The sequence below is a fragment of the Chitinophaga sp. CB10 genome (genome assembly GCA_001870995.2).
Classification (GTDB): domain Bacteria; phylum Bacteroidota; class Bacteroidia; order Chitinophagales; family Chitinophagaceae; genus Chitinophaga.
Genome location: MLAV02000014.1, coordinates 161,184 through 176,855, shown reverse-complemented (window position 1 = coordinate 176,855; position 15,672 = coordinate 161,184). Strand labels below are relative to the sequence as shown.

Below are 15,672 nucleotides of genomic sequence, written 5' to 3'. Positions count from 1 at the left end.
TTGTTGTTCCATAAAAAAAAACTGTGTTAAAGGTCTTGTTTTTTTAGCCTTTGACACAGTTTATTTTACAGTCTCGAAGCGCCAACCCAAACCATTTTTCCCTCAGCACCTACCGGGGCACTCCCTCCATACCACTTCAGCGCCCCCACGGCATACCGCACAGCCCAATTTTCTTAATAACGTTGCCACTCCCCTTGCGGGGCTAATTTTTTCCCCCAACCCCAACCTCCCCCTCCTCCCCCTCCGGGAAATTTCCACCCTACCACGGGCATTTATCGAACCTTTACCTTAATTTCAGGTTCTACTTAGAAACAATCGCCGGGCATGAAGACACTAAAGCATTTGTGCATCCTGTTGCTGATCACCACAGCGGCATGGGCACAGGAAAAAAAGGACTATAACAGGATGTTCAGGTTGTATGAGGATAACGACTTCATCAACTTTACCAGCTTCGACAACGACCAGGCATATACGAACGGTACCCGGTTCGACCTGTTTTACCAACCGGCATCGCGGTCGCGCTCCATCCTGGACAGCTGGATGCCTAAAGCCGGCAAAGCCAGCGTCAATACCTACGGTTACGGTTTTATGCAAACCATGTTCACGCCTTCCCGGCTCATGACGCCGGACCCGGACCCGTACGACTTCTATTATTCCGGCGGCCTGTTCCTCACCCATACCCAACACTCCTCCAACCGGGAAAAAAAATACAACATCCAAACGGAACTGCTGGTAGGCGTGATGGGGCCGCCCGCCCTCGCGGAACAAACCCAACGCCTCATTCACAGCATCATGCGCTACCGCAAGCCCGCCGGATGGGGCAAACAATTGAAAACGGACCTGCTGCTGAACCTCAACATGATCGTGGAAAAAGAACTCCTGGCCGCAGGGGATTACTTCCAGGTCAGCGGCGGCGCACAAGGCTTCCTTGGCACGATGGTCAACGGACTGGCCGTTTATTCCAACATCCGCATCGGGCGCATGCAGCCATATTACAACGGCTATATCCAGCAATACAGCGGTAAGGACGGCTGGCAGCTCTATGGCACCATCCGCCCCAGCCTGGCGGCCAATTTCCATAACAGCCTCGTTAGCGGCGGATACTTCAGCAGCTTACCCTACCCCGCCGCCCAACCGAAGGACGAAAGGCCGTATGCGCAGCATAAGGTGCTGCCCCGGCTCGACTTCAGCATTGCCGCCGGTATCAGGCACTGGGGAATTTCCATCTCCCAGAAAACCACCACGCTGGTGGTAAATGGCTTGTCGGATTTGGAAACGGGGAATCTTTCGATTTACTATTCCTGGTAAAGGGGCAAAGTTATCCTGCTACTACATCTGCAAAAGGAGAAGACTTCCGGCTACGGCCCACTGCTCTCCGTAAATAAAACGGGGAGCGCAGGTGCTTACGCCCGTTGCTCCCCATCCAAAAATTTTGCTCCACCTCAATGATTACTGCCTGCTGATACGACCGGTACTGAGTTTTCCTTCGTTATTGAGGATCAGCAGGTAGTTGCCGCTGCTGACATCCGACAATGGCACCGCATAGGTATGTTTGCCGGCCGGCAGCTTGCCGCCCATGATATTGCGGATAAACCGGCCGCTCACATCATAGAGGTTCAGCATCACTCTTGCCGGCTGCTTCAGGGTAAACGATACGGTGGTTTGCGGGCCGGCAGGGTTAGGATATACGTCCAGCTGCGTTTCCGCAGGAGCCGCCGATTTAGCCATCAAGGCGCCGCTGGTGATCACCTGCACTTCCGTATAACTATTCCAAAGATTAGAGCTGTTGCCATGGCCTACAATACGCACATACTTGCCGGAAGCGGGAGTAAAATTAAAGGTTTCCAGGGCCGTGGACGTGCCGCTGCTTACCAGGCCTGTGGCAACGGTGACGAGGTTGCTCGTGTCGTTCCCCACTTTCACATCAAAGGTGCTGGTGCGGGTATTGCCGCTGAAGAAGGCAATCTTTACACCGGAAACGGTTTTCGTTTCGCCGAGGCATAACTGTATCCATTGCCAGTTACCATTGGCGGACCAGCGGGTGTTCAGGTCGTTGTCCAGCACATTGGCGGGCACGTTGCCATCGTCCGCACTGGCGATGGCCGGCACGCAGGAAACGCCGGTAACGATCTGCACTTCGGTAAAGCTGTTCCAGGCATTTACGTTGTTACCGTGGCCTACAATCCGGATGTACTTGGCAGATACCGGCGTAAAGCTGAACGTTTGCAGGGTGCGGGAAGTGCCGCTGCTGGTAAGGCCGGCGGCCACGGTGGTAAAGTTAATGCCGTCGTTGCCGGCGAGGATGTCGAACGTACTAATGCGGCTATCGCCATTGTAAAATGCAATTTTCACGGCGGATACAGATACGATGTTATCCAGGCAGAATTGGATCCATTGCCCGTCCCCACTGGCGGACCAACGGGTGGCCGTATCTCCGTCCAGCACATTGGCAGGCACGTTGCCGTCGTCCGCACTGGCGCTGGCCGGCACGCAGGAATTGGCAGGGGTATCTGCGCCGTTTACGCCGACCATGGAGGCATCCATGATCCGTGCGGTTACAGCAGCGGTGGATACTTCATCTGCGCCGATATCGAAAGTGCCGGTGCGGGCTTGTCCGTCCATATCCGTATTCAGCGTGGAGTAGCTGCCAATAGCGGCGTTGATGGCGGGGCTGCCGCTCTGCAAATGGAAGGTACCTGTTGCATCCCTTGCCAGCAGAGGATTTGAAGTAGTATAAGTACCAGCAGGCACGGCGCCGGCGCCATTGGTACCATACAAGATATTGCCGCCCCAGGTGGGGTTCGTATAGGGGCCGGCGATAGAAGCAGCGGGGCCGCCGCCCTGGATGATATTATTCACAAAAGTGGTGTAGGTAGCGCCCAGTCCGCCGCTACGGCCTGCCTGCACGTAGTTGGTGGGGCAGTTGACCAGGGTGTTGAAAGCGATCACGCAGCGGTCCGGCCGGTCGTGTACCGTCAGCGCATCGCCGTTGGCTACTTCTCCATCGCCGTTACCGATGTTGATACCGGGATCGCAGTTTTCAAAATGATTGCTGTAGACTTTGTGGTCATCGCCGAAGATGCGGATGCCCTGGGTGTTCAGGAAGTAGTTGCCATACACGTTACAGAAGTTACCATGCCGCAGGGTAAACTGGGAAACGCAATCCCGGATGGTGTTGTACCGCAGGGTTACCGCGGAAGCCTTGATGGAGATCATTTCATTTTCTCCCTGGCAGGACTCAAATACATTGTATTCCACAATACTGTTGGACGACGACATGCTGTAGCCGCTCAGGCCGAACTGCAATGTTTCCGCGCCATTGGCGGTCTGGGGTTGCTGGTCATAAAAGTAATTGTGGTGGATGTGCAGGCGCTGGGCAATCTGGCTGCCGCTGCCCCGCACGGCGATAAAGCGGCCCATGGCATTTTTGTGCTGGAAGGTATTGTAGTCCACTTCGTGGTCGTTACCGTTCAGCAGCAGATTTTCGCCATCGCCGGGCGTTTCGAACAGGTTGCGCGTCCAGCGGCAAAAACTGGTGCCGGAAGCCATAGTGGCCTGGCTGGCGCTGAACTTAAATTTGAATCCTTTGATGATAATGTACTTCGCCGGACTAACGATGTTGATACCGGCAGTGCCATTGATTTCCACGCCGCCAATGGTTTGGGCCTGGATGGTAATGGGCTGCGCGGCAGTGCCCTGCTTACTGATAGTGATGTCCGTACTGGCGGTGTACACGCCGTTTGCAAGGATGATGACATCGCCGGGGGCAGCATTGTTGATAGCTGTTTGCAGGGCGGATAAGGAACTGACATTGACAGTGGCCGCGGATAATTGTAAGGTAGCGCATACGGATAGGAGCAACAACAGCCACGTGTAGGTACGACGGCATGACCGTGAGTAGAGAACGGGAATCATTTGGGTGATTTTAAAGAATGATAGATTTTGGTTTACACAACAGCGCATTTGTGTGACGGGTCTCACACACTATTCTCATAAAGTGGAACAAAATTTTGTATAACTAAAATTAGTAAAAATCAGGAAAATTGCAAACGATTGCAAAAATACAGGTTTATTGGATGCAATCCCCTACTGATAAGCGTTTCAGCCCAAAAAACACCACTGATACTTCCTTCGCTGTTTACGGTATTTTTTTAACCACTGCCGGCAGCCGGCAATTTCGCCCGGTACCAACGACATCTTTTCTTATACAAACAGCATCCTTCCTTATACACACACAAATGGCGGTCACCTTAAGTTATAGTAGTTTTCAGGTTTGAGAAACTGAGAAAAAAGACAAATATCCAAGTATCAATATGAAGAAGTACATTTTATTGATTTCCACGTGGTTGCTATGTTGCTGTATCACCTATGCACAGGAATTAAAATCACCTAACGACCGTTTTACGATGAGCTTCCGGCTGCTCCCCGATGGCAGTCCTGCCTACCAGCTGAGCTACAAGGGAAAGCCAGTGATCAAAGAGAGTACGCTGGGGTTGGAACTGAAAAACGACAAGCAGTCGCTCCTCCACGGCTTTACCATTACCAACACTGCCAACAAGCAGGTGGACGAAAGCTGGAACCCGGTATGGGGTGAAGTGAAAACGATCCGTAACCACTATAATGAAATGGCCGTTACCCTCACCCAGCAGGAAACCAGCCGCCAGCTCATTATCCGTTTCCGCCTTTTCGACGACGGGCTCGCATTCCGCTACGAGTTCCCCGCGCAGAAGAACCTGACCTACTTTGTGATTGCGGAGGAGAAAACGCAGTTTGCCATGACGGGCGATCATACCGCATTCTGGATTCCCGGGGATTACGACACCCAGGAGTACGACTATACCACTTCCAGGCTCTCCGAGATCAGGGGGCTGATGAATAAAGCGGTGACGCCGAACGTTTCACAGACCACCTTCTCGCCCACCGGCGTGCAAACATCCCTGATGATGAAAACGGCCGATGGTATTTACATCAACCTGCACGAAGCAGCGCTGATCAACTATTCCTGCATGCACCTGAACCTGGACGACAAGCGCTTCATCTTCCAGTCGTGGCTCACGCCCGACGCACAGGGCAACAAAGGCTACATGCAGGCGCCCTGCCAGAGCCCATGGCGCACCATCATCGTGAGCGATGATGCCCGCGACATCCTGGCCAGCAAAATGACGTATAACCTCAACGAGCCTACGAAAATCAAAAATACCGATTGGATCAAACCCGTGAAATACGTTGGCGTATGGTGGGAGATGATCACCGGTAAATCCACCTGGTCCTACACGAATGAATACCCGACCGTACAACTGGGCGTAACGGATTTCGTACATGCGAAACCGAATGGCACGCACGGCGCCAATACTGCCAATGTGAAAAAGTATATTGACTTTGCCGCTGAAAACGGTTTCGACGCGGTGTTGGTGGAAGGCTGGAATGTAGGCTGGGAAGATTGGTTCGGCAATTCGAAAGATTATGTGTTCGACTTTGTGACGCCTTATCCGGATTTTGATGTGAAGGGCCTTCAAGCGTATGCTGCTGCCAAAGGGGTGAAGATCATCATGCACCACGAAACTTCCGGCTCCGTACGCAACTACGAACGCCATATGGATACGGCGTACAAGTTTATGCGGGAAAATGGCTACAACGCCGTTAAGAGCGGTTACGTGGGCAACATCCTGCCCCGCGGCGAACATCATTACAGCCAATGGATCCTGAACCATTACCAAACCGCTATTGAAAAAGCGGCGGATTACGGCATTATGGTGAACGCCCACGAAGCGGTGCGCCCTACCGGTATTGCCCGCACCTGGCCAAACCTGATTGGCAACGAAGCTGCGAGAGGCACGGAATACCAGGCATTTGGCGGCAATAAACCCAACCATGTGACCATCCTGCCATTTACCCGGCTGGTAGGCGGCCCGATGGATTATACGCCGGGTATCTTTGAAATGGATATCTCCAAGATCAATCCTGACAACCATTCCCATGTGAACAGTACGCTGACCAATCAGCTGGCGCTGTACCTGACGATGTACAGTCCGCTGCAAATGGCGGCCGACTTACCGGAGCATTATATGCGCTTTAAAGATGCATTCCAGTTCATTAAAGACGTTGCGGTAGACTGGGACGACAGTCAATACCTGGAAGCAGAACCAGGCCAGTACATCACAGTAGCGCGCAAAGCCAAAGGCACAGGCCAATGGTTCCTCGGCAGCGTGCAGGGCGAGCAGCCGCGTACTTCCAACATCAGCCTGAGCTTCCTGGAGCCGGGTAAGAAATATACGGCTACTATTTATGCGGATGCAAAGGACGCGCATTATAAGACTAACCCGCAGGCATATACGATTAAGAAGGTAACGGTGACGAATAAGTCGAAATTATCAACTTATGTGGCGCCGGGCGGCGGGTATGCTATTAGTTTTGCGGAGGAGAAGAAATGATATAGGTTTAAGTTTTAGGAAAGCAGACGCGGGTACCTCTGACAGAGGTACCCGCTTTTTTGTGACTACCTCCGTTTTATGTACATTTATCAGGAAATAACCCTTACTTCTTCCCAAATTAAAAAATGGAACAGCAGATTATTGAAACCATACGTCACCTCTTTGAAGGCACGGACGAACGCAACTGGACAAAAGTAGAAAACACGATGGCGGACAGCCTCCTGCTCGACTATTCCTCCATGACCGGGAATGCGGCTACGTGGCTATCCCCCAGGGAGATCACCACGGCATGGGCCGGCGTGCTGCCGGGGTTCGACAAAACGCATCACCAACTTTTGGGCTTCGCCGTAACCATCAACGGTGATGAGGCGCAGGCGCAATACTATGGTAAAGCAGACCACTTCCTGGGCAATGATTGTTGGACGGTCACGGGCGGATATGACACTATCCTGCTAAAGAAAGATAACGGCTGGAAGATCACCCGGCAAACGTTCCATTTTGAAAAGCAGTACGGCAATACCGCACTTCCGGCAAAAGCCATCGACATAGTAAAAAATAAACAGGGCCGCCAAAACCAGGCGTAGCCTGCTCCTACGGGACAGCCAGCTTCCCTTTATTCCAGCGCCCGGCAAAGCAAGGCTGGTATAATCGTTGACAAGGGAACTGGTATGCGCCTGCAACCCATTCAAAAACTATCCACCCACGATGTGGAGCGTAGCATGAAGCTGGTCATTGCTGACGGACTGGCCGCTGAAGTCATGACTACCCTCACCGGCGGTACCTTCCTGGTAGCGCTGGCGCTGCTTTGGGGCGCCACCAACATAGAGATCGGGATACTGGCTGCACTGCCCACGTTTACGAATGTATTCCAGCTGATTTCCGTATGGCTGGTACGGCGCACCAACAACCGGAAGGCGGTCACCTTCGTCTGCTCTCTGCTGGCGCGTACGCCGCTGATCATTATCGGCGCGCTGCCATTGCTGGTACCAGGTATCGGCAATATTAAATTCCTGATCACCTTCCTGTTCTTCTTTTATTTCTTCGGCTCCCTTGCCGGCCCCAGCTGGAACGCCTGGATGAAGGACCTGATTCCCGAGTCCATTATGGGCAAATACTTCGCCCGGCGCAGCAGTTATACCCAGGGGCTCAACGTGGTGCTCAGCCTTGTTACCGCACTAACTGTAGACCATATACGCACCTCGTATCCGCAATATGAACTGTATATGTATTATGGCATGTTCCTGCTTGCAGGCATCACGGGTATCGTTGGGGCGATTGCGCTGGCCGGCGCCTGCGAAATGCAGACGTATATGGATAAGGAGAATATTTTCCGGCTGCTGCTGCGGCCATTTAAGGATAACAACTTTGTGAGATTGCTGTTTTTCAACTGCGCATGGGTATTTGCCGTGAACCTGGCTACGCCGTTCTTTACGGTATTCCTCATGAAAGGCATGCTGCTCACCCTGTCACAGATAACGGTATTGAATATACTCAGCCAGCTTGCCAGCATCCTTACCATACGCATCTGGGGCGTGTTTGCGGACAGGTACAGCAATAAGACCATCATTGCCATTGGCGCGCCGTTAAACATCCTTTGCCTGATAGCCTGGTGCTTTGTAGGGATTTATTCACATCTCTACGCCAACCTGATCCTGCTGGGTTGCATTTATATATGCATGGGGGTTTCCAATGCCGGCATTAACCTCTCCATCACTAACATCGGGCTGAAGCTCGCGCCCAACAGGGATGCGGTGGTTTATCTTTCCACCCGCAATATGATCACCGCGGTGTTCTCGGCACTGGCGCCGCTGGTGGGTGGTATCCTGGCGGACTTCTTCGGGGAGCGGAACCTGCAGGTAAACGCGATTTTCACCGGGCCGCACAGCACCAAAACATTACACCTGATTGCCCTGCATCAGTGGAATTTCCTGTTCCTGATTGGCGCAGGGCTGGCGATAGTAGCGCTGGAATTGCTGTTCCTCATCAAGGAAACCGGGGAAGTGGACAAGAATATCGTTGTGAGGATCATGCGGAGTTCGATCAAAAGCAGCCTGAAGGATGCCTTTATCATCGGTAATATTATGACCTGGCACCGGCAGTTCTGGGGGCTGATCCGGCGGAGAGGATAGCCCGGCAAACCACGTTGTTCCCGGGCTGGATATGTTAAGGTTTGAGGATCACTTTCACACAGTCGTCTTCCTTCTTCTTAAAAATTTCGTAGGCATGCGCCACTTCCGACAGCGGGAGCTGGTGCGTAATAATATCGTTCAGCACTACTTTGCCGCTCGTAATCAGCGTGATCAGGTGATCGATATACTTCTGCACGGGCGCCTGGCCAAACTGCAGTATGATTCCTTTGTCAAAAATGCGGTGGATCGGGAAGTTGTCGTACGGACTGCCATACACGCCAACTACGGTAACGGTACCGCCTCTACGCACTGCTTCAAAACAAAGTTCCATTACCTTGGGCGTTCCTTTTTCCACATTGATCACCGCTTTGAGTTTTTCAAATGCCGATCTGTCGGCTTCCATGCCTACGGCATCCACGCATACATCGGCGCCGCGGCCATCGGTCATATCCCTGATGGCCTGCACGGGATCTACGCGGGTAGGATTGATCGTTTCCACTTTGTTGGCGGCAGCGGCGGTCGCGAGGCGGTAATCCAGCGGATCGATGGCGATCACGCGGCCTGCGCCTTGTAGCCATGCGGCTTTTTGCGCCATCAGTCCTACCGGCCCTGCGCCAAAGATGGCAACGGTTTCCCCGCCTTGCAGCCGCGCCCAGTCGATAGCGGCCCATCCGGTAGGAAAAATATCCGTGAGGAAAAGAACCTGCTCATCGGAGAAACCTTCCGGTACAATGCGCGGGCTTACGTTGGCATACGGCACGCGGACGTACTCTGCCTGTCCGCCGTCATACCCGCCGTACAGGTCCGTATAGCCAAACAGGCCGCCCCCTTTGCCTTTCATCAGGTCCCCTTCGGGGCCATAGAATTCGGGGTTGCTATGCTCGCATGCTACAGGAAGGTCGTGTTTGCAGAAGTAACAATGCCCACAGGAGATGGGGAATGGCACTACTACGCGGTCGCCCGGACGCAGATTTTTAATACCGCTGGCTGTTTCCTCCACAATTCCCATGAACTCATGCCCCATGACCAGCGGATGAGTCTGGGGAAAGAATCCATCGTAGATATGGAGGTCGGAGCCGCAGATAGCGGTGGAGGTGACTTTGAGGATGATATCGGTATCCTGTTCCAGCTTGGGATCGGGCACATTGTCCATGGTGATTTTCCCCGGGCGATGAAATACGGCTGCTTTCATAAGATTGTTTTTAGAAGTGAATGATAGCAGGTAAAAGGTCAATAAACATGCCCGGGGAGTTTTGCTCGCAAAGGGGCATAAGGGGGCAAAGCTCGCAGAGGGAGTTTGTTTTTTTTCTCGCAAAGGGGCATGAGGGGGCAAAGCTCGCAGAGGGAGTTTGTTTTTTTTCTCGCAGAGGGGCATAAGGGGGCAAAGCTCGCAGAGGGAGTTTGTTTTTCTCGCAAATCCGCAAAAGGACAACCTCGCAGCGGCATGCGGCCCAAACCCTTACCATTTTTCTCACCCACAAAAAAAACAACAAACCTCCATCCTTTGCGTCCTCTCCCTCCTTATGCCCCTCTGCGAGAAAAAAGCACATGCTTATATACTCGTACCCGTAAACGTCACTACGCTCGTTGCGGGCACATTCACCACGAACCCGCCACCGGCATTCGCGCTCACCGGCGCTGTTGCCGCCCAATGCGCTGAACTAGCTGCCGATGTAACATAACCGGTAAGCGTGCTTGCAGCAAAGCCGCTCAAGGCCACCGCGCATTTCACCGGCGCCGCACCCGTATTAATCACCACCACGCTGAATTTGCCGGTAGCCGGATCTTTATACGCAGATACCTTCAGGTTGCCATTATTGGATACGCTGGCGCCAAAGCGGAAATAACCCGGGCGTACAAATTTGGAGAACTGCCCCATAACGTCGTAGGTCTTGGGGAATTCCAGCGTACCGTCCGCCCTGGTGCAAATGAGCGCTTCATTGTTCTGGAAGGCGAGCATGCCCAGCCAGTACACATAAGCGTTCACGTTACATTCAGCGAGGAATTTGTGCATGCTGGTAGCCAGTTTCAAGCCCATGGTCATGCTGGCATCGTAGGTGCCCGCATCATCAGAGGCCTCCGTTACCCATACCGGTTTGTTGCCGGTAGCGTAGTTCCAGATGGTAGGGTTTTGATTCAGTCCGCGGTTGCCCACGATCAGGTCGCCGACTTCCACATAGCCATGACCGGCGAGGATATCCACGTTGCTTTTATCCATGGAAGAGAGAAAAGAGTTGGCCGTGCCCCAGGCCGCGTTTTCAGAAGAGATGATTTTTACGTTGTTGAGCCCCTGGGCGTTTAATGCAGGGCGGAGGTTGTTGGAAATGAACTCTCCCAGATGGGAAGCGGTCCAGTAGCTGGCAGGCCAGTCGGAGAACACGTTTTCCGGCTCGTTGCTGGGCGATACACCGTACAAACTAACCCCTTCGTTCTGGTAGCCTTTAACAAAGCCCGCTACATAGTTGGCGAAGGAGGTAGAGCAGCAGCTGTAGTTCAACCCATTGAACCATTTGGCGCTTACCACGCTGGTATTAGTTTTCATGCTGAGCGGCGGCGTCCAGGTACTGGCGAAGGCTATCGGCGTATTATAACGCTGCTTCACCGATTTCATAATCCACAGCTGGGAAATATGCGTTTTCTGGTCCGCTGTAAGCCCCGTGTAGGCGGCGGAGGTAGGCGCCACATCAATATCCACGGTAGGCGGTTTAATGGTAACTACCCCGGTGGAAGAATTGAAAGGATAAGTGTATAATACTTCGCCGCGGATCATATTCAGCTGCAGACCGCTGTTGCCCCAGAGCAGGTCCAGGATGCTGTCGCGCTTAGGCGATTCAAAGAAAGGCGTTACCCGGCCTGCAAATGCGCCAAAGCCCTCAATACGCTGGTAGCCCTGCGCCCAGTTGAGGGTGATGTTCGCACTGTCGGTACCCGGCGTGGAAGAAGCGATCTGAGCTTTCACGCCCGTGATTTTTTCCAGGCTGGCCTGGCTGGCATCTTTAGAGCAGCTGATGCCGAAAAGAGCAATCATTGCCGGCAGCGCAAGCTGCCTTACGGAGTTGTTTTTCATTATTCAATATTGGGTTTAGAGAAAAAGGATATTGCGAAGGGATACTCCCTATATTATGCTCTATTTATAACGCGGACAGCACAGCTCTTTTCGGAAATAAATTTAACCGGAAAAACGTATGAATAATCATTCAGGGAAATGGCTGCAAAAGTTTGGATAAAAAAGTATCATTAATAAATCATGAAGCCCGGGCAGGTTTCCCTAAAAAGCAGAAGGGACAAGGCCTGGGGCCTTGTCCCTTCTGCAAAAGAAGCTCCGGGAAGTACTATTCTTCGCTGGCTTCTTCGTTGATGGTATTGGTAGCGATCTCTGTCAATGCCTCATCGGTGGCTTTCTCATTTTCAAGTGTTTGTTCCAGCAGTTCCATTACTTCTGTATGGCCCATGTTTTCTGCGAAAACGCGTAAGGTGCCATAAGTCGCAATTTCATAATGCTCCACTTTTTGAGCCGCCAGGATCAGCGCCGCATCACGTACCATGGAACCTTCTTCGGTATCCTCGATGATGCTTTGCGCCTCGGAGATCAGGCCTTCCATGGCATCGCACTTCTTTGCCTGCGCTTTCTGGCCCAGCAGCTGGAAGATTTGTTCCAGGGTTTCCACATGGCCCTGGGTTTCTTCCGCATGCTTTTCGAAAGCTTCCTGCAGCTCCTCGCTGGTAGCCGCTTTCTTCAGCTTAGGCAAGGCTTTGGTCAATGCTTTTTCTGCCCAGTAAATATCCTTCAGCTCATCAACAAACATTTGGTGGAATTCAGAGTTTTCCATCTGTTCGGAACGGGCGTTAGAACGGGAAGAGGAAGCACGTTTGGCGGTACCATTGGAATTGGAGTTAGATCTACCGGAGGTTTTGCCTGAAGCAGCAGAGCGGGAGTTCGCACCGGATTTTGAACGAGAGGCAGTTTTTGTTGCAGTTTGTGATGTAGCCATAAAAAAATGTTTTTTAGGTTCTCAATATTTTTTTGAAATGAAAACCAAATTGCATGCCCTTGTATAATATACTTAATTAGAAAGGATTCCTTACCGGCAAAAATCATCAATCATTATCCGGACTGCAAACATTCATTTCCAAACCACAAACCGCAATTCAACAATTATTTATCGAATTTCGATAAATTTATATTGCATTTTAATAAATAATAAATACCTTCGTGGTAACAAACCCTGATAAAAATGAAAGTAAAATATCTGATCACTACCCTGAAATTCATACTCACATTGGGAATCATCCTCGTGAGTGTGTCCCTCCTGTTGCTTTTTATCAACCTGTTTACAGGAAAGATCAACCACCGTTACTTTGCAAACCCATCCTGGGAAATGCAGTCCTTTGGCGCGAAAAGCGAGCCTGCAAAAACTTTCAGCGCCGATTCTTCGTTGTCGTACACACAGCTGAATGACCGCTACCTGGTGGTATTGGAAAAAAAGAATGCCGGTAACAGCCTGCCGTTGATCATCACCGTTTGCAGACTGTTGACAGCATTGGCCATTATGTGGATATTTCTGCGTATTCTGAAGGAGCTGGACCTCAGCAAGCCATTCCATCCGCGGATTGTGCGCTTTGCTAAAATAGCGGCAGGACTGTTTATTTTAACGGATGTTTTCAACATCATAGAATACAATATAGTGAACAGCATCGTCCGCAATGCCGTACAGACGCCCTACCTCTCCTACCTGAAGGAACTTGGCAGCAGCACCATCACCGGGATTATTACCTTCCTGCTGGCAGTGGTTTACCAGCGCGGCGTGCAGTTGCAGTCCGAGCAGGATTTAACTATTTAAAATTGCCAGGATTAATTGAGTCCACCAGGCCAGCACCGGATATGACCATTCCAACCTGCCAGCCTCAGTTGACGCCACCAGGCAACCACTGGACCTAATCCTTTCATGCAGCAGCGCAGTAAATAACTGCAATGAAGCCCATCACTTCCACCCAAACAACATTAACAACTTGCTATGGCCATTATAGTACACCTGGATGTCATGCTCGCAATGCGGAAAATGTCGCTCACCGAATTGAGCGAAAGAGTAGGCATCACCATTTCCAATCTCTCCATCCTCAAAACCGGCAGGGCAAAGGCTATCCGCTTCGAAACACTGGACGCCATCTGCCGCGAACTCAACTGCCAGCCCGGCGACATCCTCGCCTGGCAACCTGATGAGTAATACCTACACGTGGTATAATTCCTGCGCGATGGCTTTTAAAAAAACTCATGGAAAAGCTATCTAAAACGACTACAGATCACGACACCATCCGCCAATGGGCCGAAGCCCGCAACGGCAAGCCCACACAGGTTCAGGGCACCGGCGAAAAAGGAGAAGCCGGCGTATTGCGCATCGACTTCCCTCCCGGCAATGATAACCTGGAAGAAATATCCTGGGAAAAATTTTTCGAAAAATTCGACAACGAAAATCTCGTGTTCCTTTACCAGGACGAAACATCGGAAGGCGAAACCAGCTACTTCAACAAATTGATTTATGAAGAAGATAGCGACAAGAAGTAACCTTCCCGCACACGGAATGCAAAAGGGGAAAGCGCCTGAGGCCTTTCCCCTTTTGTCTTTATGCAAAGAAAAATTCAAGTGAGGAATTCCCTCACTGAAGAGCTCCACCAACCGGGCAATTTGCTACCCATCATTCATTGGTGTCCTGGTGCAGGTCACCATCAAGCTTATTTGTTTCTTCATTGATAAACTCCCGCTCCTGCCTGCTGGCGCCATGCTCCGGGAACTTTTCGCCCTCCGCCTTACTGCTGATCTCATTGAGCCTTCTCGCATTCTTCGCGGCAGCAGTGGTTCCCAACAGATCGCTCATCCAGACGTGCATTTTTGTTTTAGCGCCGGAAATAATTTTACGCTCCCCTTTCATCAGCGCATCGTAACCATCCCTGGCCACTTCTTCCGGCGGGGCCAGTTCCGATTCCCGGTAGGTAACCGTATCCTCCTGGTGAGCTTTGTGAAAGAAGTCCGTATCCGTAGCACCGGGCATCAGCACGGTTACCGTAATGTCCGTATCCCGCAGCTCTTCCGCCAGGGCGGCGCCAAAGGAAATCACGAAAGCCTTTGTTGCGGCATATACTGACAACAGCGGCATTGGCGTCGCGCCAGCCTCCGAACCCAACAATAAAATTTTACCCGTGTTACGCCTGACCATTTCCTGCAAATAAAATTTCGTCAGCGACAGCAGGGAAATAATATTCAACTGTATGATGTCTATCTCCCGCTCCAGCGGCGTTTCTACAAAGGGGCCCCATTCCCCCTGCCCGGCATTGTTGACCAGCACGTCCACCTGGATGTTCATTTTCTGCGTCAGGCCATATATCTCCTCCGCCGCAGCCACGGTAAACAGGTCTTTGGCCACAGGCGTTACCTCCACGGCATACGCCAGCTTCAGCTGGTCGGTAATTTCCTGCAGGCGCGTTTCATTACGGGCCACAAGGATCAGGTTGTAACTGTCCGCAGCAAATAACTTCGCCAGCTCATACCCGATGCCACTCGTAGCGCCCGTGATCAGCGCGTATTTATTGCGGTTCTCTACATGTACTTTTTCCATAGTTGCTAGTTTTCTACCAGTATTACAAAACCAGCGCCATCGGCTTTCCTAGCGCTGACGCGGCTACAAGTGGCTCGTTCTTTGGAACCTGGTTTTTAAAAAAACAGTTATGACAAAACAAACAAATGCTCCAAAACAGGACACCATGCAGGAAAAAGTACAGCCGAATACGGCCGATTATCAACAGGCAAATAAGAACCCGATGCAGAAACCGGAGGACGGACTCACCAGAGGCCCGCTGAAAGGCAAGGACCAAACGGACGACGAGCTGGCAGCCAAAGCCAACGCGCCCCAAAACGGTCCTAAAACCGGACAGCAAAACCAGGATGCGGACGATGCCGAAGAGCAGGATACTGCCGAAATCGAAGACACCGATCCGGTACTGGATGAAGAAGACCTGGAAGAGAACAATCTTTCTGACGAAGAAGCAGACAACATCGAATGGGACCCAGAAAGCGGTTCGCCTCAAAAATGATGTTGCCAAAACCCATTAATTATCTC

Annotated in this window: 13 protein-coding genes; 8 read left to right on the top strand and 5 right to left on the bottom strand. The window is 51.7% G+C overall.

Going from position 1 to position 15,672, the window contains the following annotated elements; genetic code table 11:
• Positions 1-324 precede the first annotated feature (324 nt).
• Complete coding sequence (locus tag BOC67_RS19065) at positions 325-1,308, top strand: lipid A-modifier LpxR family protein (RefSeq protein ID WP_291912459.1); 984 nt, start codon at positions 325-327, stop codon at positions 1,306-1,308.
• Positions 1,309-1,449: 141 nt separating this feature from the next.
• On the opposite strand, the gene BOC67_RS19060 is transcribed toward BOC67_RS19065, so the two are convergent.
• Complete coding sequence (locus BOC67_RS19060; RefSeq protein WP_291912458.1) at positions 1,450-3,915, bottom strand: chondroitinase-B domain-containing protein; 2,466 nt, start codon at positions 3,913-3,915, stop codon at positions 1,450-1,452.
• 398 nt (positions 3,916-4,313) lie between these two features.
• On the opposite strand from BOC67_RS19060, the gene BOC67_RS19055 reads away from it, so the two are divergent.
• The 3 genes from BOC67_RS19055 (at position 4,314) to BOC67_RS19045 (ending at position 8,560) form a co-directional block, all read left to right on the top strand.
• Positions 4,314-6,431 carry a glycoside hydrolase family 97 protein gene (locus tag BOC67_RS19055; protein ID WP_291912456.1) on the top strand — a complete coding sequence of 706 codons (2,118 nt, stop codon included), beginning with the start codon at positions 4,314-4,316 and terminating at the stop codon, positions 6,429-6,431.
• A gap of 125 nt (positions 6,432-6,556) precedes the next feature.
• Positions 6,557-7,015 (top strand): nuclear transport factor 2 family protein, encoded by a 459-nt coding sequence (locus BOC67_RS19050; RefSeq protein WP_291912455.1) that lies wholly within the window; start codon positions 6,557-6,559, stop codon positions 7,013-7,015.
• 84 nt (positions 7,016-7,099) lie between these two features.
• On the top strand, positions 7,100-8,560 hold the full coding sequence (locus BOC67_RS19045) for an MFS transporter (RefSeq protein ID WP_291912454.1): 1,461 nt from the start codon (positions 7,100-7,102) through the stop codon (positions 8,558-8,560).
• Between the two features lie 34 nt (positions 8,561-8,594).
• On the opposite strand, the gene BOC67_RS19040 is transcribed toward BOC67_RS19045, so the two are convergent.
• The 3 genes from BOC67_RS19040 to BOC67_RS19030 form a co-directional block, all read right to left on the bottom strand.
• A complete protein-coding gene (locus BOC67_RS19040) occupies positions 8,595-9,752 on the bottom strand; it encodes a zinc-dependent alcohol dehydrogenase (protein ID WP_291912453.1) in 1,158 nt (385 codons plus the stop codon).
• Between the two features lie 360 nt (positions 9,753-10,112).
• Positions 10,113-11,627: a glycoside hydrolase gene (locus BOC67_RS19035; protein WP_291912452.1), complete on the bottom strand. Its 1,515-nt coding sequence runs from the start codon at positions 11,625-11,627 to the stop codon at positions 10,113-10,115.
• A 265-nt stretch (positions 11,628-11,892) separates the two neighbouring features.
• Positions 11,893-12,552: a ferritin-like domain-containing protein gene (locus BOC67_RS19030; RefSeq protein WP_291912451.1), complete on the bottom strand. Its 660-nt coding sequence runs from the start codon at positions 12,550-12,552 to the stop codon at positions 11,893-11,895.
• A gap of 243 nt (positions 12,553-12,795) precedes the next feature.
• On the opposite strand from BOC67_RS19030, the gene BOC67_RS19025 reads away from it, so the two are divergent.
• The 3 genes from BOC67_RS19025 (at position 12,796) to BOC67_RS19015 (ending at position 14,123) form a co-directional block, all read left to right on the top strand.
• On the top strand, positions 12,796-13,401 hold the full coding sequence (locus tag BOC67_RS19025; RefSeq protein WP_291912450.1) for a DUF2975 domain-containing protein: 606 nt from the start codon (positions 12,796-12,798) through the stop codon (positions 13,399-13,401).
• 174 nt (positions 13,402-13,575) lie between these two features.
• Positions 13,576-13,785 (top strand): helix-turn-helix transcriptional regulator, encoded by a 210-nt coding sequence (locus tag BOC67_RS19020; protein ID WP_291912448.1) that lies wholly within the window; start codon positions 13,576-13,578, stop codon positions 13,783-13,785.
• 47 nt (positions 13,786-13,832) lie between these two features.
• Positions 13,833-14,123 carry a hypothetical protein gene (locus tag BOC67_RS19015; protein ID WP_291912446.1) on the top strand — a complete coding sequence of 97 codons (291 nt, stop codon included), beginning with the start codon at positions 13,833-13,835 and terminating at the stop codon, positions 14,121-14,123.
• Positions 14,124-14,253: 130 nt separating this feature from the next.
• Here BOC67_RS19015 and BOC67_RS19010 read toward each other — a convergent pair whose 3' ends face one another.
• A complete protein-coding gene (locus BOC67_RS19010) occupies positions 14,254-15,171 on the bottom strand; it encodes an SDR family oxidoreductase (RefSeq protein ID WP_291912445.1) in 918 nt (305 codons plus the stop codon).
• Between the two features lie 109 nt (positions 15,172-15,280).
• Between BOC67_RS19010 and BOC67_RS19005 the strand changes: the two genes are divergently transcribed.
• The gene (locus BOC67_RS19005) at positions 15,281-15,646 is read left to right on the top strand and encodes a hypothetical protein (RefSeq protein WP_291912443.1); all 366 of its coding nucleotides are present in this window, start codon (positions 15,281-15,283) and stop codon (positions 15,644-15,646) included.
• The last annotated feature ends 26 nt before the right edge of the window (positions 15,647-15,672 follow it).